This window comes from Magnetospirillum sp. UT-4, assembly GCF_902729435.1.
Taxonomy (GTDB): Bacteria; Pseudomonadota; Alphaproteobacteria; order Rhodospirillales; family Magnetospirillaceae; genus Magnetospirillum.
The window spans coordinates 138225-156728 of record NZ_CACVCG010000101.1 but is presented as its reverse complement, the minus strand read 5'-3'; the positions used below and the strand labels follow the sequence as shown (position 1 = coordinate 156728).

At 69.9% G+C, this 18504-nt stretch carries 20 protein-coding genes; 4 read left to right on the top strand and 16 right to left on the bottom strand.

The window, feature by feature from the left end:
• The first annotated feature begins 188 nt into the window (after nt 1-188).
• Nucleotides 189-2261 (top strand): AsmA family protein, encoded by a 2073-nt coding sequence (locus tag MTBUT4_RS14255; protein ID WP_173980357.1) that lies wholly within the window; start codon nt 189-191, stop codon nt 2259-2261.
• On the opposite strand, the gene MTBUT4_RS14250 is transcribed toward MTBUT4_RS14255, so the two are convergent.
• The 13 genes from MTBUT4_RS14250 to nosZ all read right to left on the bottom strand — a co-directional run bounded on the left by MTBUT4_RS14250 (nt 2233) and on the right by nosZ (nt 14593).
• A complete protein-coding gene (locus tag MTBUT4_RS14250) occupies nt 2233-3102 on the bottom strand; it encodes a bile acid:sodium symporter family protein (protein WP_173980356.1) in 870 nt (289 codons plus the stop codon). The two genes, MTBUT4_RS14255 and MTBUT4_RS14250, sit on opposite strands and share 29 nt — an antisense overlap.
• Nucleotides 3099-4037: a 1,4-dihydroxy-2-naphthoate octaprenyltransferase gene (gene menA, locus MTBUT4_RS14245; RefSeq protein WP_173980355.1), complete on the bottom strand. Its 939-nt coding sequence runs from the start codon at nt 4035-4037 to the stop codon at nt 3099-3101. The genes MTBUT4_RS14250 and menA overlap by 4 nt, the downstream gene beginning before the upstream one ends.
• Complete coding sequence (locus tag MTBUT4_RS14240) at nt 4034-4750, bottom strand: class I SAM-dependent methyltransferase (RefSeq protein WP_173980354.1); 717 nt, start codon at nt 4748-4750, stop codon at nt 4034-4036. Before MTBUT4_RS14240 ends, menA begins: the two co-directional genes overlap by 4 nt.
• Nucleotides 4747-5574: an ABC transporter permease gene (locus MTBUT4_RS14235; protein WP_173980353.1), complete on the bottom strand. Its 828-nt coding sequence runs from the start codon at nt 5572-5574 to the stop codon at nt 4747-4749. Before MTBUT4_RS14235 ends, MTBUT4_RS14240 begins: the two co-directional genes overlap by 4 nt.
• Before the next feature lie 2 nt (nt 5575-5576).
• On the bottom strand, nt 5577-6038 hold the full coding sequence (locus tag MTBUT4_RS14230; RefSeq protein WP_254434867.1) for a nitrous oxide reductase accessory protein NosL: 462 nt from the start codon (nt 6036-6038) through the stop codon (nt 5577-5579).
• A complete protein-coding gene (locus MTBUT4_RS14225) occupies nt 6035-6916 on the bottom strand; it encodes an ABC transporter ATP-binding protein (RefSeq protein ID WP_173980351.1) in 882 nt (293 codons plus the stop codon). The genes MTBUT4_RS14230 and MTBUT4_RS14225 overlap by 4 nt, the downstream gene beginning before the upstream one ends.
• A gap of 16 nt (nt 6917-6932) precedes the next feature.
• Nucleotides 6933-7907 carry a NapH/MauN family ferredoxin-type protein gene (locus MTBUT4_RS14220; RefSeq protein WP_173980350.1) on the bottom strand — a complete coding sequence of 325 codons (975 nt, stop codon included), beginning with the start codon at nt 7905-7907 and terminating at the stop codon, nt 6933-6935.
• Nucleotides 7904-8659, bottom strand: coding sequence for a 4Fe-4S dicluster domain-containing protein (locus MTBUT4_RS14215; RefSeq protein WP_173980349.1), 756 nt, complete (start codon nt 8657-8659; stop codon nt 7904-7906). The genes MTBUT4_RS14220 and MTBUT4_RS14215 overlap by 4 nt, the downstream gene beginning before the upstream one ends.
• The gene (gene nosD / locus MTBUT4_RS14210) at nt 8656-9903 is read right to left on the bottom strand and encodes a nitrous oxide reductase family maturation protein NosD (protein ID WP_173980348.1); all 1248 of its coding nucleotides are present in this window, start codon (nt 9901-9903) and stop codon (nt 8656-8658) included. Before nosD ends, MTBUT4_RS14215 begins: the two co-directional genes overlap by 4 nt.
• Before the next feature lie 153 nt (nt 9904-10056).
• Nucleotides 10057-10716 carry a hypothetical protein gene (locus MTBUT4_RS14205; RefSeq protein WP_173980347.1) on the bottom strand — a complete coding sequence of 220 codons (660 nt, stop codon included), beginning with the start codon at nt 10714-10716 and terminating at the stop codon, nt 10057-10059.
• A 61-nt stretch (nt 10717-10777) separates the two neighbouring features.
• Nucleotides 10778-11530 (bottom strand): c-type cytochrome, encoded by a 753-nt coding sequence (locus MTBUT4_RS14200; RefSeq protein WP_173980346.1) that lies wholly within the window; start codon nt 11528-11530, stop codon nt 10778-10780.
• A gap of 60 nt (nt 11531-11590) precedes the next feature.
• Nucleotides 11591-12187: a c-type cytochrome gene (locus MTBUT4_RS14195; RefSeq protein WP_173980345.1), complete on the bottom strand. Its 597-nt coding sequence runs from the start codon at nt 12185-12187 to the stop codon at nt 11591-11593.
• A gap of 108 nt (nt 12188-12295) precedes the next feature.
• Entirely contained in the window at nt 12296-14593 is a 2298-nt protein-coding gene (nosZ, locus tag MTBUT4_RS14190; RefSeq protein WP_173980344.1) for a Sec-dependent nitrous-oxide reductase, read from the bottom strand.
• Between the two features lie 160 nt (nt 14594-14753).
• Between nosZ and MTBUT4_RS14185 the strand changes: the two genes are divergently transcribed.
• Nucleotides 14754-15311, top strand: coding sequence for an SCO family protein (locus tag MTBUT4_RS14185; protein ID WP_173980343.1), 558 nt, complete (start codon nt 14754-14756; stop codon nt 15309-15311).
• On the top strand, nt 15308-15886 hold the full coding sequence (locus tag MTBUT4_RS14180; protein WP_173980342.1) for a TlpA disulfide reductase family protein: 579 nt from the start codon (nt 15308-15310) through the stop codon (nt 15884-15886). Before MTBUT4_RS14185 ends, MTBUT4_RS14180 begins: the two co-directional genes overlap by 4 nt.
• A gap of 76 nt (nt 15887-15962) precedes the next feature.
• Here the strand turns inward: MTBUT4_RS14180 and MTBUT4_RS14175 are convergent, their stop codons facing one another.
• Both MTBUT4_RS14175 and MTBUT4_RS14170 read right to left on the bottom strand, forming a co-directional pair.
• On the bottom strand, nt 15963-16373 hold the full coding sequence (locus MTBUT4_RS14175) for a hypothetical protein (protein WP_173980341.1): 411 nt from the start codon (nt 16371-16373) through the stop codon (nt 15963-15965).
• Nucleotides 16374-16468: 95 nt separating this feature from the next.
• On the bottom strand, nt 16469-16906 hold the full coding sequence (locus MTBUT4_RS14170; RefSeq protein ID WP_254434866.1) for a DUF411 domain-containing protein: 438 nt from the start codon (nt 16904-16906) through the stop codon (nt 16469-16471).
• A 117-nt stretch (nt 16907-17023) separates the two neighbouring features.
• Here MTBUT4_RS14170 and MTBUT4_RS14165 point away from each other — a divergent pair, with 117 nt between their 5' ends.
• On the top strand, nt 17024-17875 hold the full coding sequence (locus tag MTBUT4_RS14165) for an EamA family transporter (RefSeq protein ID WP_173980340.1): 852 nt from the start codon (nt 17024-17026) through the stop codon (nt 17873-17875).
• Between the two features lie 16 nt (nt 17876-17891).
• Here MTBUT4_RS14165 and MTBUT4_RS14160 read toward each other — a convergent pair whose 3' ends face one another.
• The gene (locus tag MTBUT4_RS14160) at nt 17892-18281 is read right to left on the bottom strand and encodes a hypothetical protein (RefSeq protein WP_173980339.1); all 390 of its coding nucleotides are present in this window, start codon (nt 18279-18281) and stop codon (nt 17892-17894) included.
• Nucleotides 18282-18504: the final 223 nt, after the last annotated feature.

Sequence of the window (18504 nt, the reverse complement as noted above, 5' to 3'; positions counted from 1 at the left end):
ATGGGGCGGGCCAGGCCCTTCGAGACGCCGCCTGGGGCGGCTCCTCAGGGTGAGGCCCGAATGAGACGAAGCTCCCGCCTAAGGGAACGCCGATGGGCTGCCACCCGCCCGTGCGGAATTCCGGGGTAGATATGCACAATGGCCCGGGTATAGGATTTGCATCCGCGCTCCGATCGCCGAGGTCCGTCATGAAGAAACTGCTGATTGCACTCGCCGCCCTCGCCGCCGTGGTGGTGGCCGCCCTGGTGGTGCTGCCGTCCCTGGTCCCGGCCGACCGCATCAAGCAGGAGGTGGTGGCCCAGGTGAAGGCGGCCACCGGCCGCGACCTCACCATCGACGGCAAGGTCTCGGTCTCGGCCTTCCCCTCGCTGTCGGTGCAGGTGTCCAACGTGGCGCTGTCCAATCCGCCCGGCTTCTCGTCCAAGGATCTGGTGCGCCTGGGGGCTCTGGACGTGCAGCTGAAGCTGATCCCCATCCTGTCGGGCCGGGTCGAGGTGGACAGCTTCGTGCTGGTCGATCCGCTCATCAACCTGGAAGTGGACCGCCAGGGCCGCGCCAACTGGGTGTTCGACACCCCCGGCGCCAAGACCGAGGCCAAGCCGGCCGCCAAGCCCGCGGATTCGGGCGGCGGCGGCGGCGGCGGTGCCGGGCTGGGCGACGTGGCCTTGGGCGACGTCCGCATTTCCAACGGCCGTCTGGTCTATGTGGACGCCAAGGCCGGCACCAAGGAGGAGGTGGACGCGGTCGACCTCACCCTCACCCTGAAGAATCTGGATTCGCCGCTGGCCGCCAAGGGCTCGGCCAAGTGGCACGGCAAGACCATCGACCTGTCCCTGGGCGTGGCCAAGCCGCGCGCGGTGATGGAGGGCGGCACCTCGCCGGTCGAGATCGCCATCGGCGCCGAGACCGTCAAGCTGTCGTTCAAGGGCGACGCCACCGGCGGCAAGGCGGCCGGCGCCAAGGGCGAGCTCGACCTCTCGGTGCCCTCGATCCGCAATCTGGTCCAGTGGGCGACCACCAAGCCGCTGGACGCCCCCGGCACCGGCCTCGGTCCGTTCTCGCTGAAGGGCATGCTGGCGGCCGGCGGCACCAAGGTGTCGCTGTCCCAGGCCGCCATCGCCATCGATTCCATCAAGGCCAATGGCGACTTCGCCGTCGATACCGGCGGGGCGCGGCCGGCGCTGAAGGGCCGCCTCGACATCGACACCCTCGACCTCAACCCCTATCTGCCGCCCGAGGGCCAGGCCAAGGCCGGCGGCGGCGGCGCCTCCTCCCCCGCCCCGGCCGGCGGCGGCGGCGCGGCCAAGTCGGACTGGAGCGACGATGCCATCGACGCCTCGGGCCTGAAGGCCGCCGATGTGGACTTCGCCCTGTCGGTGGGCGCCATCAAGGTCAAGAAGATCCAGGTCGGCAAGAGCGCCCTCACCCTGGACATCGCCAACGGCCGCATGGTCGCCGACCTCACCCAGCTGTCGCTCTACCAGGGCGCCGGCAAGGGCCGCCTGGCGGTGGACGGCAGCCAGCCCGGCATCGGCCTGGACGCCGCCTTCAACCTCAAGGGCCTGGCCGCCGAGCCGTTCCTGACCGATTCCGCCGGCTTCGACCGGCTGTCGGGCACCGGCAATTTCGACGTCCAGGTCACGGGGCGCGGCAAGTCCGAGCGCCAGCTGGTCTCCAGCCTCGACGGCAAGGGCGCCCTGGCCTTCCTGAACGGCGCCATCAAGGGCATCAACCTGGGCGAGATGGTGCGCAACGTCGCCACCGCCTTCACCGGCACCGGCGGCGCCCAGAAGACCGATTTCGCCGAGCTGGGCGGCACCTTCACCATCACCGACGGCATCGTCAGCAACAAGGACCTGGCGTTGAAGTCGCCGCTGCTGCGGGTCGAGGGCGCCGGCACGGTGGAACTGCCGCCGCGCACCATCCATTACCGCATCGAGCCCAAGGCGGTGGCCAGCCTGGAAGGCCAGGGCGGCAAGTCCGACGTGGCCGGCCTCGCCGTGCCGGTGATCGTCGAAGGCCCGTGGGACAACCTGTCCTACCGCCCCGACCTCGCCGCCATGGTCAAGGGCCAGGCCGGCCAGGCCATCCAGGGCGCGCTGCAGGGCAAGGGCGGCGCGGTGGGCGGCGCGCTGGGCGGCCTGCTGGGCGGCGGCTCGGGGTCGGGCTCGTCCGGCGGGCAGCAGCAGCAGCAGCAGCCGCAGCAGAAGCAGAACCAGGGACCGCTGCCGCTCAACCCGGGCGCGCTGTTCGGGCGGTAAGGCGGCCGCGCACCGCCAGGATGAACAGCACGGCGGTGGCGTTCATCACCAGCGCGTAGGTGATGCTGGGCACCATCATGGCCGGATCCTGCAGCAGGGTCGCCGCCACGAAGATGCCCAGCGCGCCGTTCTGCAGCCCGGTCTCCATCACCACCGCGATGCCCTCGCGCCGCTCCAGCCGGGCGCCGCGCGCCGCCAGGAACGCCAGCGCCATGGCGGCGGCGTTGAGGGCCAGGGCCGGCGGCAGCACCTGCCCGGCATGCTCGGTCATGGTCGCCCACTGGCTGGCGAAGGCGCCGACCACGATGAGGGCGAACAGGACGGTGGCGACGTGGCGGGCGATTGGCTCCGTGCGCAGGGCGGCGGCGGGGAAGCGGGCCTTGACCGCCATGGCCAGCAGCAGCGGCAGGGTGGCGACGGCGAACACGCCCAGGGTCATGCGCGCCACCGGCAGATCGACCATCTGCTCGGCCCCGGCGAAGCGCATCAGGGCCAGATTGACCACCAGCGGCACCGACACCGCGCCGGCGACGCTGGTCAGCGCGGTCAGCGACACCGCCAGGGCGGTGGCGCCGCCGGCCAGGTGGGTGAGCAGGTTCGAGGTGATGCCGCCCGGGCAGGCGGCCAGGATGATCAATCCCACCGCGAAGGCCGGCGGCGGCGCGAAGACCTCGACCAGCCCCCAGGCCAGGGCCGGCAACAGCAGCATCTGGCAGGCCAGCCCGAGGGCGACGGCGCGCGGCCGGGTCGCCACCAGGCGGAAATCGGCGGGCGTCAGGGCCAGACCCATGGCGAACATGATGAAGGCCAGGCCCAAGGGCAGCAGGGCCTCGGTGATCATGCCAGCAGCCCCAGGGCGGCGAGGCCGGCCAGCAGCAGCTGATAGCGCGCGGTCTGGGCGAGGATGCGGTTGAAGCCGGGACCGCGCGGCTCGCGGGCGAAGGCCAGGATCAGGCGCACCGCCTCGGGCGCCGCCAGCAGCACCGGCCACCCGGCGCCGGCCGGCGGCAGCAGCGCCAACGGCGCCATCATCAGGATGGCGTAGACCGCCCGCGCCCCGTCCGGCCCCAGCCGGATGGCCAGGGTGCGCCGCCCGGCCAGGCGGTCGGGCTCGAGGTCGCGGAAATTGTTGACCATCAGCACCGCCGCCGCCGGCAGGCCGATGGCGAAACCGGCGGCCAGGGTGGCGGCGTCCATGGCTTCGGCCTGCAGCCACACCGTGCCGGCCACCGCGCCGACGCCGAAGAAGGCGACCACGAAGGCCTCGCCCAGGGCGGTATAGGCGATGGGGAACGGTCCGCCGGAATAGGCCCAGCCGGCCAGCAGCGACGCCGCCCCCAGGGCCAGGACCGGCCAGCCGCCCAGCCAGCCGAGATACAGACCGAGCAGGCCGGCGAGGCCGAAGCAGGCCGAGGCGGCCGCCCGGACCCGGGCCGGACTGGCCCAGCCCAGCGCCGTCACCCGCGGCGGCCCCTGGCGCATGGGCTGGTCGCCGCCCCTGATGGCGTCGCCGACGTCGTTCCACAGATTGGTGCCGGCCTGGATCAGCAGCGCCGCCAGCAGCGTCGCCAGCAGCGGCAGCGGCCGGAAGGCGCCCCAGCCGCCCTGGGCCAGCGCCGCCCCGAGGACGACCGGCGCCACCGCGATGGACAGGGTGCGCGGCCGCGCCGCGACCAGCCACAGCCGCCAGCCGGTGGGCGGCCGGTCGGAGCGGCTGGCCGGTTCGGCGCCGGGAACGGCGATCTCCGGCGGCGGCGCGCCGGGCTCGATCCTCATGGCTTCACCCCGCGGTGCAGGCATGCGATGCCGGCAGAGTAGTTCCTCCACCCGACATTGGCAAAGCCGGCATCGTGCATCATGTTGGCCAGCTCGCGCTGGTCGGGGAAGCGGCGGATGGACTCCACCAGGTATTCATAGGCCGCCGGCTCGCCCGCCACCCAGGCGCCCAGGCGCGGAATCGCCCAATAGGACCAGGAATCGTAGAACGGCCGCACCGGCGCCCAGGGGCGCGAGAATTCCAGGCACAGGACGCGCCCGCCCGGCTTTAGCACGCGGATGATCTCGCGCAAGGCGGCCTCGGGCTCGGTGGCGTTGCGCAGGCCGAAGGCGATGGTGACCAGATCCACCGAGCCGGTCTCGAACGGCATCGCCTCGGCGCTGCCCTCGACGAACCCCACCTCGGGCGGGCAGCGCCGCCGTCCCACCGCCATCATCGCCGGGCTGGGGTCGCACACCATCACCGCCGCTCCCGCCCCGGCCAGCAGGCGGGCGACGTCGCCGGTGCCGCCGGCCAGATCGACCACGAACTCGCCCGGCTTAGGGTTCGCCGCCTTGGCCATGGCCCGCTTCCACAGCCGGTGGATGCCCATGCTCATGACGTCGTTCATCAGGTCGTAGCGCCCGGCCACCGCCTGGAACACGGCGCGGATGCGGCGCTCGCGCTCGGCCGGCGCGACGCTCTCGCGGCCGAAGGTCCCCGACAGGGTCACGGCAGGTCGCCCCGCCGGAACAGCCGGTAGCCCAACGCCGCCGCCCCGGTCCCCAGCAGCACCGGCCAGGCCAGGGCGAAGGCCAGGTAGCCCTTGGCCCCCAGCGAATCGAGGATGACGTAGGCGGCCGGCCCCAGCACCACCATCTGCGGATCGAACAGCAGGATGGCGGCGGTGCGGAAGGATTGCAGCGGATTGAGCAGGGCGAGGCCGACCACCAGCTCCAGCGGCATCTGCTCGCGCACCAGCACCCCCAGCAGCACCAGGTCGAGGAACAGCAGCAGCACCAGCCACAGCAGGAAGGCCCCGGTCTGGGCCACGTCCGAGGACCGCGCCAGCACCGAGATCAGCATGCCGAAGCCCAGGAACGCCCAGGCCAGCGACACCAGCAGCAGGGTGTAGACGGCGAACAGGTCCCAGGCGACGCCGATCTGGCGGAATTCGGCATAGGCGGCGGCGGCGGCCATGGCGGCGAAGACCGGCAGGAACACCACGGTGAAGCGCCCGGTCATGCGGCCCCAGTACCAGGCCGACAGCGGCACCGGCAGCGACAGCATGTACTCGAACACCCCGGCCTCGCGGTCGCCGGCCACCGAGCGCACGGTGGTGATGAGCACGAAGATGGGCAGGATGGCGACGCAGAGCTGGATGTAGGTGACCAGCAGCCGCGACAACCCGGTGAAGCCCAGGATGCGCGATTCGGTCAGGCCGAACACGAACAGCCCGACCACGATGCCGCCGAACACCAGGGCGTAGAACAGGAACCAGCGCGCCCGCAGCGATTCCTGGACGTCCAGGCGGGCGGCGCGGAGGAAGGCGATCATCGCTAGGTGCTCCCTTGCGTCGGCGTCTCGCAACGGCTGGTGGAACCGCGCTCCAGGATGGTGCGCCGGAAGGCGGCGAAGTCAACCGCCCCGGCGCGGCCGTCGGGCACCGCGCCGAAATTATGGCCCATGGGCGATTTGCGGCCCTCCAGGTACCAGGCCATGCGGCCGTCCAGCCACACCCCCTTCTCGCAATCGCCGACCCAGAACTCGGTGGCGGGGTCCTCGGCGAAGGGCTGCCGGGCCAGCCACAGCACGGCGTCGCCCAGATCGTCGAATTTCTTCGCCCGCCCGCCCTTGGCGCGGACCTGGGCGGCATAGCGGGGATCGTCGACGATCATGCCGCAATACTCGCAATATTCCTTGCCCCAGCGCACCGAGACCGGCCCGGTCCTGTCCTCTCCGCAGCCGGCCAGGGTGAGAACCAGTCCAGGGGCCAGGCCGATGAAAAAGCGGCGGCTCACACCTTCTCGGTTGCACATGGATTCCCCTCCCGTTTCCCCTCGGCCATTTCCAGCCCGGCGATCAGCCCGGTGTAACGCGACAGCATGGCGAAGAACCTGAGCCGGTCCGGCCCGTTGACCGGCCCCCGCCAGTGGGTGCCGCCGCCCTCGAAGCCCCAGTCGGCGATGGTGCGGGCGAAGGCCTCGTCGGGGCGGACCAGGGTGACGCGGCAGGCCATGCGGCTGGCCATGTCCACCGTATCGGCGACGCGGTCGTCCAGCACCACCCGGCCCATGTCCATCTCGACGACCCGGTTGACCAGCGCCGCCACCTCGTCCAGGCGGTGGCTGGTGATCAGCATGATGCCGTCGTCCTTCCGGGCCGCCAGCAGGCGGAAGAAGATGTGGCGGGCCTCGGGGTCCAGGTTGGCGGCCGGCTCGTCCATGATCAGGATGTCCGAGGGCCGGCCCAGCGCCACCCCGATCAGGGTCTTCTGCTTCATGCCGCCCGACAGCTTGACGAAGGGCAGCCGACGGATGCGGTCGTAATCCAGGCCCAGCTCGGCCATCACCGCCACCATGCGGGCCGGGTCCGAGCCGCAGACCGAGGCGGCGAAGCCCACCAGCTCGCCCACCGGCATCTTCAGCGGCGGCGGGATCTGCGGCACGAAGCCGACCCGGGCCAGCACCTCGCGGCGGGCCCGGCGCGGCTCGAGCCCGTCCACCCACACCCGTCCCTCATGCACGTATTCGCCCAGCAGGCAGCGGATCAGCGTGGTCTTGCCGGCGCCGTTGGAGCCGACCAGGGCGATGCGGTCGCCCTTCAGGATGTCGAGCGAGACCCGCTCCAGCACAGCTGTGCGCCGGAAGGTCTTGGCGACGTCCTGGAAGCGGATCATGGGCGGGGGTCCTTTCTCACAGCAGCTTGTCCAGGTACTTGACCTCGAACCGCAGCGATCCGGTCGGGCAGATGTCGACGCACAGGCCGCAGCGGGTGCAATCGGCCCCCAGCCCCTGGTGCAGGCCGGTGGCGTAGCCCTTCTTGGTGGCGTCGAGCACGTGCGGCACCAGGCAGACCTTGCGGCAGGCGCCCTCGTGGTGGCACAGCGCCGGGCGATAGGCCACCCGCAGCGGGCTCACCGCCCCCACCGCGCCGTAGGTCAGCCCGATGGGGCACAAATAGCGGCACCACAGGCGACGCGAATAGAAGATCTCCAGCAGCAGCAGCACGCCGACCACCCCCAGCGCCAGGCCGGGGCCGTAGATCAGGGCGCGCGAGAGGATGCCGGTGGGCGAAATGGTCTCGTACACCGTATAGCCGGTTCCCAGGGCCAGCACCGCGAACACCACCCACAGCACGGTGCGGACACGGCGGTCGAGGGCGTGGTCCTTGACCAGCTTCCTGGCCGCAAGCTTCAGGTGCAGCGCCTCGGCCCATTCGGCCACCAGATGGTAGGGGCAGGTCCAGGAACAGAACGAGCGCCCGCCCAGCAGCAGCCACATCAGCAGCACCGTGCCGGTGCCGATGATCAGGTTGATGAGGATGGTCTTGAAGGCCAGCGTCACCTGCAGCGCCGAATTGAGGTCGGCGAAGTGGAAGCCGATGACCCGCGAGGCGGTCAGCGCCCCCTCGATCAGCTGCACGTCGAAGCGGTACGAGGCGACGAACAGCAGGTTCACCACCAGCAGGGTGATCCAGCGCCGGTTGCGCCAGGTATGGACCTTGTGGGCGTCGTGCAAGGCGGCGTGCAGCTCGTCGCGCAACGCCTTGTCGGCCTTGTGGGCGCGCTTCTCCTCGTGCAGCGCCCGGGCCTCGGGCGAATAGGCCTCGGGTGCGGGCTTGGCCGGCTCGCGCCCGAGCATGATGGCGATGGACTGCATCAGGCTCATGCCGGCCTCCATTGGGCGCGGGCGTCGATGACGATGGCGGCCGGTTCCACCGGGCAGATCATCTCGCACATGCCGCAGCCGACGCAGGTCTGGGTGATCTCGACGTGGCGGCGGCGGTCGGCGGGATCATCGCTCATGGGCCCCAGCCGGATGGCCTCCGGGACCGGGCATTCGCGCACGCACAAATCGCACAGCTCCAGGTCGTAGGGATGGTCGGCCACCGGGATCGGCTTCCAGCGATCCACCTTCTCGTAGCGGTGCAGGCCGGTATAGGACGGCCCCCGCGCCTGGCCCTTGAAGCCGGCGCCCTGGCGGGCCAGGCAGGCATCGGGCCGGGCCAGCCGGGCGATGCCCATGCGCACCTCTTCCTTCTTCGAGATGGCGTGGGTCAGCGCCCCGGTCGGGCAGGCCAGGATGCACTGCACCGCGTCGCACGAGAAGTCGCAGGCCTGGGCGCGGGCGTCGATGTGGGGCACGCCGATGCCGAAGCCCTCGGTGATGTCGCCCAGCTCGATGGCCTTGACGGGACAGACCTGGACGCACTGGCCGCACTTGATGCACGAGGCCAGGAACTCGTCCTCGGCGATGGCGCCCGGCGGACGCAGCCGGGGTTCGGCGCGAATGGCAATGGGTATCCACCCGGCCAGGGCGGCGCCCACGGCGGCCCCGCCCAGCAGGACCGAGCGCAGGAAGCGGCGGCGGCGTTCCAGTTGCACCGGGGATGGCGGCGGCCGGACGGCGGCGGCGGTCATGCCGGCTCCTTTCTCTTGGCGCTAACCGGGCGGCTGTCCTCCAGCAGCAGTTCGGGCTCGCTGAACGGGGCCAGACGGTCGAGGAAGTCGAGCACTTCAAGGATCGCCGTGCCCTTGAAGAAGCGGGTGTCGGGAACGTCCATCCACACCCGGCCGGCATAGCCCATCACCCGGTGCGGGGTGTCGCCGATGCCGTCGCCGTCGCGATCGAAGCCCTCGTAGCCGTCCCAGGCATTGCCATCCCACAGGTTGCGCTTGGCCGAGCCGCCGCCGAACACCGCCACCTCGGTCATGTTGCCGGTCAGCCGGTTGCCGGTGAAGTGGTTGCGCTCCCAGTCGTTGAGGAACGAGATGGCGATGTCGTTGAAGGCGATGCGGTTGTTGGATATGCGGTTGACCGCCTCGGGCTGGAACGGCGAGAGATCGAGGAAGATGCCGTTGGCGCAATACAGGATCTCGTTGCCCTCGATGACGATGTTGCTGGCCTCCTTGAGCGACAGACAGGTCCCGGTCGCCCCCACCGAGTGCGAGATGACGTTGTTGCGCACCACGTCGCCCTCGTCGTACATCATCGAGATGCCGACCGAATTGTTGAGGAAGCGGTTGTTCTCCACCACATTGTCGGCGGCGAACATGAAATGCATGCCGTAGCGGCTGCCGGTCGACAGGTTGCCGCGCACGGTGTTGCGCTTGGCGTACCACAGCACGAAATCGCGGCTGTCCTTGACCTCGTTGTCCTCGATCAGGTTGTCGTCGGAGTACCACAGCCGGATGGAATCGCCGCGCACCCCGAGATCGAGGGGCTTCGAGGCGATGCGGTTGCGGCGGATGACGTTGAAATAGGATTGCTGCAGGTCGATGCCGAACAGCGCGTCGTCGATGACGTTGTCCTTGACCACGTTGTTGTTGCCGCGCACCTGGATGCCCGAATCCTCGGCGTTGTGGTCCTCGCCGGTGCCGGTCAGGTGCAGGCCGCGCACGGTGGCGTCGTTGGTGCGCACCACCATCACGGTGCCGCTGCCGCCGGCGTCGATGGTGACCTTGCCGCCGCCGTCCAGGATCAGCGGCTTGTCCACCAGCACCCGGCCGCGGTAGCGCCCCGGCTCGGGCCGGATCTCCGCCCCGGGTTCGGCGGCGTCGATCATCGCCTGGATCTCGGCGGCGTCGCGCGAAGGCGGCGGCTCCGGCACCGCCGCGCCGACCACCGAGGCGGCGGCGAGCAGGGCGGCGACGGCTGATACCAAGTCCGAATTATGAATTCGGACTTGGTATGGTTTTGTTCGTCCCTCGCCGGGCGCAAACCTCCGGTTTGCTTGGCCGCGCCCGCAATGGGCGCATGATACGGAAATCGAACGGATTATTCGAATTCCGTACGACAGTGCCCGGATCATGGCGCCCTACCCCCGCTCCGCCTTCAGCTGCTTGCGCCGCAGCAGCAGGGCCAGCAGCAGCAGCAGGGCGGCGGCGGCGAGCAGGCCGAAGCCGTAATGGGGATACGAGAAGGTGCCGAACTGGGCGACCTTGCCCTCGCCGAACACGGTCGGCATGAACGGCTTGACCGTGAAGGCGCCCCACGGATGCAGGTTGTGGCCGAACCACCACAGCCAGGCGGCGTAATCGACCACGAAGGCCACCGGGATGACCACGCCGGCCAGCGGCAGCGCCCACCAGAACGGCCCCGAATAGACCAGGAACCCGGCCAGCATGGCGAGCGCCAGGCCGAACAGGTACGGGCTGGCGGCGATCTCCAGCCGCGCCCCCTTCTCGATCGGCTCCATGCCGATGAAGTGGTTGATGACGTTCATCTCGTGGACGCAGTCCAGCGCCTCGTCCTCGTAGACGTCGGCGGTCTTGGGGCGCTCCTTGCAGCCGTTGAAGACGCCGTTGACGTGGAAGTGGATGCGCACGCCGTCGGGGAAGGTGTGCTCGGGGTAGTTGGGCGCCTTCAGCGCCACCCACCAGATGGGGGAAAAGAACGCGGCCACGATCAGCGCCATGGCAATGGCGGTGAGGATGCGGAACAGGTGCCGCGGCGGGCCGGAAATCTGGGTCTGCATGGCAGCCTCTCGCTGGTCTTGGCGATGGGGCGCCCGGAGGACCCGGGCGCCCGCCTCCCGATCATTCGAAGTCGGGATTCTTCCAGCCCTTGGGACCGATCTTGTCGGCCGGGGGCTTGATGCGGCTGACGTAGTCCAGCACCGCCTTGGTGTCGCGCTCGGTCATCCACTGGATCTGCTTGATCATGTCGGGATTGGCGTTGCGGCGCTTGCCTTCCTTGATCCACTGGTACTGGCGGACCAGGTAGTTGTAATGCTGGCCCTCCAGGCGCGGATAATACTTCGCGTTGTCGCCCTGGCCGTGGTCGCCGTGGCAGCGGGCGCAATTGTCCTTGTAGAGCTTCTTGCCGTGCTCCAGGTCCTTGCCGTCGCCCATGCCGGGTTCCGGGTTCATCTTCAGCGTGCCGATATAGGCGGCGACGTCGGCGATGGCCTGGGGGCCGCCGATCTGGTCGGGCAGCGCGAAGGGATACATGGTCGGGTTGTCGCGGTTGAGGGCGCGGATGTCGGCCAGCTGCTTGATGATGACCTTGTTGTGCTGGCCGGCCAGCTGCGGGAAGGTGCCGTCGGTCAGGCCCCAGCCTTCGGGCAGGTGGCAGGCGGCGCAGACCTCGTAGACGTCGCGGCCGTTCTTGAGGTCGGGCTTGAGGTGCAGCGCTTCGTCCTGCTCGCCGCCGCCGGCGTTCCACTGGTAGTCCTTGTCGCCCACCGACTTGCCCTGGGCCGGCTTGTCGCGCGGCCCGGCAAGGGCGATAGTGCCGAAGGCGGCGGTTGCCACGAAGGCGACCGCGGCGGCCCGGATGATGGTCTTCATTCCTCTCTCTCCGCTGGCTTGGTTTATTAGGTAATGCTTGTACCCCTAGGGGTGCGGGACTTACTTGACGTTGGCTAAGAACTCGGCGATGGGCTCGATCTCGGCCTCGGTCACCAGGTGCATGACCGGCTGCATGGCGTTGGTGGCGCCGTTCTTGCGGGCCCCGGACTTGATGTCCTTCATCTGGGTCAGCAGGTACGCCTTCTCCTGGCCGCCGATGGCCGGATAGGTCTTCAGCACCGGCTTCAGCCCGTCCTTGCCGTGGCAGGCGACGCAGGTCTTGGTCATGTACAGCTTCTTGCCGGCGCCGGCGGGACCGGTGCCGGCCAGGCGCGGCAGCGTGGCCAGGTAATCGGCCAGGGCCCGCATCTCGGGCTCGGAGACCTCGTCCAGGATCGGCTTCATGGTCTCGGCGGTGAGCCCGTTGGCTCGCGCCCCCGACTTGATGTCCTTCATCTGGGTGAAGGCGTATTCGGCGTTCTGGCCGGCCAGGCGGGGATAGCCGACGTCGAGGGGCGTGTTGGCGTCCTCGCCGTGACAGGCGACGCAGCCCTTGTCGGTGAACAGCTGCTTGCCGTCGGCGGCCAGCGCCGGGGCCGCCGCAACGGCCAGCAGCGCGGCCACCGCCAGCGGACGGATCAACGGGTTGACGAACATCAATACCTCCCTCGTCCTTGTGAAACGGGGGGCGGATTGCTCCGCCCCCCGTCGTCGATAATCGCAACATCCCCTTCCCCCGCGCCGGGCGCGGGGGAAGGATTTCGGTTACTGGACCTTCTTGGCCCCGTTCTGCTCCAGGTGGGACTTGGCGCGCAGACCGATATCGGCCGCCTTGACCTGGTACTGGAACCACTGCTCGGCCCACAGCATGGCGTTCTGCCAGTCCGCCTTCTTGGCGAACTCCTCGGACTTGTCCTTGGCGCCCTTGGCGAAGTTGAGCTGGTCGGTGGCGTCCTCGACCAGGGCGACCGCCTGCGGGAAGTCCTTGTAGTTCACGCTGGTGATGTAGCCGACCACGCTGTCGATCACCTTCTGGGTATCGACGTTGGCCTTCACGCGGCCGTCATAGTCCTTCTGGGTGTAGGCCACGCCCTCCTTGCCCTTGGCGGCGTCGGCCGCCTTGTAGTTGGCGGGCTGGACCAGCAGGTAGCCCTGCATCTCCAGGTGCAGCGCCGAGCAGAACTCGGTGCAGTAGTACGGATAGACGCCGGCCTTGTTGGCCTTGAAGGTGGCCGAGGCGGTCTTGCCCGGCTCCAGCGACAGGTTGACGTTGTGCTTGGACACCGCGAAGCCGTGGGTCTCGTCCTGGGCACGCTCGAGGTTGGTGAGGTGGACGGTGACTTCGTCGCCTTCCGTGACCTCGATGATCTCGGGCGTGATGTGCGAGCGGATGACGGTGCCGAACACCTCGACCTTGCCGGGCTTCCTCTCGGTCCGCTCCTGGCCGGCGCGGACGGCGGCCGGGTGCTTCTCCTCGGTGCGCGAATCGGTGCCGTGCGGGTAGCGGATATGCGGCTTCAGCTTGTCGGCGGCGATGGCCACCGCGTAGTGGGGCTCGCCCAGCGGAAGCGGCATGTCGTAGAGCAGCTGCATCTTGTCGTTGGAGGCGTCGATCAGCTGGTGGTTCTGCGGATGCAGCGGGCCGACCGGATTGAAGCGGTCGATGGCCAGCTTGTTCAGCGCCACCACGTACTTGCCGGCGGGCTTGGCCGAATCGCCTTCCATGGCCATCAGGTGGCCGATGTTGTAGTGCACCGACACCTTGTCGAGCACCTTGCCCTCGCAGTAATCCCACTTGGCCAGCTGCGAGTCGACGTACACCGAGGTGTAGGCGACGCAGGGCTTGGCATCGTACTGGGTGTGCAGCGGGCCGAGGCCGATCTCCACCTGCTTGTGCAGCGACTTCTGCATGTCGAGGATCGGGATGCCGTACTCATCCTTGCCGGCGAACTGGCCGGCCTTGATCAGGCCCTGGATCTTCTCGAACGAATAGACGCTGGTGTGGGTGTCGAGCTTGCCCGAGACGGTGATGAACTTGCCGTCGGGGGTGACGTCGACGCCGTGCGGCGACTTCGGCTCGGGGATCAGGAACAGCACGCCTTCCTTGGCGGCGGTGGCCAGGTCGATGACCGCGTGGCCCTTGACCTTGGTGAACTTGCCGGCCTTGAACAGCTCCTCGGCCTTCTTCCAGTTGACCACGTGCAGGAAGTCGGTGTCCTTGGCCGAGCAGCCCGCCTCGAACGGCGGACGGCCCCGCTCGATGCCGCCGACATAGCGCTCGGAGCAGAACGAGTTGGTGAACGACCAGCCGTCCGACGGACCCTTGCCGAAGTCCGACAGATCCTGGCTGTAGGGCGGCAGCTCCAGCGAGAACGAGTTCTCGGGCTCGATGCGGCCCTTGGCCCGGTTGAACTTCCAATAGGTCACCGCGCCGCGGTACTTGTCGTTGAACTGCTCGGTCGGCACGAAATCGCCGCCCAGCGGGGCCGCGTACTGGGCCGCCTCGATGATGTAGTCGGTGTTGGGCGACACGAAGGTGCCGCCGTGCTCGGACTGCAGGATCGGGTTCTGGACGATCTGCTTGGTCTCGAAGTCCTTGAGGTCGATGACGGCGACGCGCGGGGTGTTCTTGTCGTTGATGAACAGGTACTGGCCGTCATACTCGCCGTTGGTCTCGGAGATGGCGGGGTGGTGGGTGTCGCCGAACAGCACCTCGCGGCCGTCCACGGTCGAGCCTTCCTTCAGCACCCGCTTCGACTCGTCGTCGTAGCCGTAGCCCTGCCAGGGCTCGGGCGTGAACACGCCGATGTACTTGAGGATGCGCATGGACGGGATGCCGTACACGATCACCTGGCCGCTCTGGCCGCCCGACGAGAACACGACGAACTCGTCGCGCTTGCCGGTGGGCGTGTAGGTCTTGGCCGCGGCCAGGACATCCTTTTCGTTCAGCCCGCGGCGCTTCATCACGTCCTGCAGGCTCTCGGCGGACCAGGCCTGGCCGGCGGCCAGCGCAACGAAGCTCGCCGTGGCGAGCAGGCTCGCCAGCTTCATGCTTCTATTCATTTTCCCCACCTTCAAGCTGTTAATAAGAATGGCAGCGTTTCCAACACTTCACCGGCGAGGATGGGGAGATGGCGCCCCGCCAGCCGTGACCTTGGTCAATTCGGGACGGTGCGAAGTCTGCTTCACTTCCGCCCGTACCGGTCCGGGCAAGGAGGAAGACATGTGGAGGAAAGTCGTGATGGCGGCCGCCTTGGCGCTGACCCTGGCGGCGCCGGCGCCGGCCGAGGAGGTGACCGGCCGTTTCCTACTGGAGACCCATGACGGCCGCCGCGTCACCGATTCCAGTTTCGCCGGCAAGGTGCGGATGATGGCGTTCGGCTATACCTACTGCCCCGACATCTGCCCGACCACCCTGGCGACCATGGCGGCGGCCCTGGACCTGCTGAGCGCCGACGAGGCGGCCCAGGTGGTGCCGATCTTCGCCACCGTCGATCCCAAGCGCGACACCGTGGCGCACCTCAAGGACTACATGGCGGCCTTCGGCCCGGCCTTCGTCGGCCTGACCGGCACGCCGCAGATGACCGACGCGGCGGCGCGCGCCTTCAAGGTCCGCTACCAGATCCATCCGCCGCCGGGCGAGGCGCGGGATTCCTACCTGGTCGATCACTCGGCCGGCATCTACCTGATGCGCCGCGACGGCAGCTTCGCCGCCCGCCTGGGCCACATGGCCGGCCCCGACGAGGTGGCGGCGCGCCTGCGCCAGGTGCTGGCGCAATGAACCGCCGCGCCCTGCTGGCCACCCTCGCGGCCGCCGCCCTGCCCCTGCCCGCGTTCGCCGCCAAGGCGGAGATGGGCCTGTTCGTCCACGCCCAGCCACGGCCGCTGCCCACCCTCGACATCCGCGACGGCGAAGGCCGGGCGGCCGGACCCGAGCAGTGGCGCGGCCGGCCGGCCCTGGTCAATCTGTGGGCCAGCTGGTGCCTGCCCTGCGTCGCCGAGCTGCCGGCGCTGGACCGGCTGGCCGCCCGCATGGCGGGGCGCGCCCACGTGGTGGCGCTGTGCCTGGACCGCGCCGGCGCGGTGTCGGCGGTCAACACCTATGCCCGCCTGGGCATCCGCACCCTGGCCGTGCGCATCGACCACCACCGCCAGGCCGGCGAGGCCTGGGGCGCGCCGGTGCTGCCGACCACCCTGCTGCTCGACCCCCAGGGACTCGAGCGGGCACGCTTCGTCGGCGCCGCCGAATGGGATTCGGCGGCCGGCGTGGCGCTGCTGCTGGCCCTCGGCGAGGGCCGCCCGCTGGCCGGCCTGGCCCCGCCGCCGCCGGTCAAGCGACCGGCGACGGCGCCGTGACCAGCTGGTGCGTGATGCCCGGCATGTGCGCGGCCGGCGCGAAACGGACTGACGTGAAGGTGTGGAAACGGCTGCCTTACGCGGCCGGCGGGGCGCGGGCCTGGGCATGCCGGGCGGGGGCCGACGGGACCAAGGACTGGGCGGCAGGCGGCAAGCGGATCGGGTCCGCGCTCTCGGTGGGGAGAGTGAAGTGCTGGGGCGGCACCGCCCCGTTCGCCAACTGCGCCGCCTGACAGGTCAGGCAGCAATCCTCGGCACCCTTTGGCGCCTCTTCTCCGGCGGGCAGCGCCTGAACGGAGCCGCCCTCGGCCTGGCACACGAACGCCGCCAGCGGGCCGTGGACGGCCAGGCCGCCGGCCTGGCCGACCAGCGCCATGCCGGGCGACGTCGCGGTGAACAGGAAGCCGAGCAGGGCGGCCAGCGCGCCGAGGTCGCGGACAAGTCCGCGTCCCATGCGTTTCAGCGCTGTCACCCCGAACAAGGTCATCGTCCCGGCTCTCCTTGGTCGGGGACAGCGTGGCGGCAAGCCGGCCGCGCCGCCGTGACGTCGGTCAAGAGGACGGGAACGATTTCCCGGTGGCGTCAATATCGCCCATAGACCGTCTCGCCGCCGCTTCCGAACGCGCGCACCTCGTTGACCTGCTTGGGGCCGGGCATGCCGGGCGACCCCGACGGCATGTCGGGCGAGGACAGCCCGCCGATCCCGGTCGGGCGCTCGCGCAGCAGGCGGCCGACCGCCTCGGCCGGGACATGGCCCTCGACCACATAGCCGGCCACCCGCGCGGTATGGCACGAGCGCAGGTGCCTGGGCACGCCGAGGGCGGCCTTGACCGGGTCGACGTCGTCGATGTCGGTGACCTTGACGCGGTAGCCGCTCTCCTTCATGTGCTCGATCCAGCCGCCGCAGCAGCCGCAGCTCGGGCTTTTCCACACTTCCACCAGGGGCGGCGCCTCGGCCGCGCCGGCCGGCGCCCACGCCATGGTCGCCGCCAATGCCAGAACCGCGATCCGCATCGTCATCGGTCGTCCTTTCCAGATGCCTTTGCGCCCATCCTGCCGTGGATGCCGCAATCCGCCCTTGATCGAGATCAACACAGCCGCTTGCCTGACGGATCGCGCACGGGCAGTGTGGCGGACATGACATCGGTCCTGCTCGGATTGCTGGCCGCCCTGGGCTGGGGCCTGGCCGACTTCGCCGCCCGCTTCTCGGGCCGCGCGCTGGGCAGCGTGGCGGCGCTGGCCGGCGTGGCGGTGGCGGGCAGCGCCGCGTTGACGCTGTGGCTGCTGACGGCCGGCGACGGCCTGCCGCTGACGAGTTGGCCGTCGCCGTGGGCGCTGGCCTATGGCGGTTTCGGCCTGGCCGGCATGCTGGGCCTTTACGAATGCCTGCGGCGCGGCCCGGTCACCGTGGTGGTGCCGCTGGTCGATACCTTCCCGGCCTGGGCGCTGGCGCTGATGGTGGCGTTCGGCGGCGTGCGCCCCGGCCCGGCGGAATGGGCCGCCATGGCGGCGGTGATGGCCGGCGTCTGGCTGGTCGCCCGCCACGCCCCCGAGGACAGGACCAGCGTGCGCCCGTCCCGCTCCACCATCGTGCTGGCGCTGGCCAGCGGCGCCGCCTTCGGCGCCGCCCTCAATTGCGGCACCCTCGCCGCCCCCGTGCACGGCGAGGTCGAGACGGTATGGATCGCCCGCAGCCTCGCCGCCCTGGTGCTGGTCCCGGTGGTGGTCCGTCGCGGCGAGTGGCGGGTGCCGCCGCGCTGGGCGGCGCTGGTGGCGGTCCAGGGGCTGCTCGACACGCTGGGGCTGCTGGCCCTGCTGTGGGCCGGGGCCGGCGAGGCGGCGGCCGACGCCACCGTGGTCGCCTCCACCTTCGGCATCATCACCTTCCTGCTGGCCCGCTTCATCCTCAAGGAGGCGGTGACGCCGCCGCAATGGCTGGGAGTGGCCCTGAGCTTCGGCGGCGTCGCGGTGCTGGCGGGATTGGGTTAGGTTAGGTTAGGTTAGGCTAGTTCCCGGCCCGCCGCCGCGCCTCGTCCAGGCAGGCGCCCAGCCACGCCATGCGGCGGGTGCGGTAGCGCTGGGCCGCCGCCTCGCGTTCGGCCTGGTCGCCCTGACTGGCGGTGGCCTCGCGCTCGGCCAGCCGCGACAGGCGCTCCTCGAGGCGGGTGCCGAGATGCTGCGGCCCCCGCCCGACCAGGGCCAGCAGATGGCCCTGCTCCTCCTCCAGCGCCGTCACCTGGCGGCTCCAGAACCAGCCGCCGGTGACCACGGCGCTGAACTGCGCCACCGGGTCGGCGGGCCGGCAATCGTCGTCCAGCGCCACGTCGCCGGGGGGCAGGGCCGCCCAGATCGCCACCGCCACGGATGCGACGATTCCCATGACACGACCGCTCATGCGCATGGCCCCCTCCGCACTGGTTCGAGGCTGGCGTCCAGGATAGCGCGGCTGTGGCCGCCGGGGAACCGCCAGTTGGGCAGATCAGCCCGCCACGGCCCACGTAGAGCCGCCGACACCCGGCGGATATTACTTCACAAAATCGTCATGTCAACGCGCCCGCATTACAACGATACACATCATTTATTGTCATCCAAAAGTATCTTGCACCATTCCCCTTCGC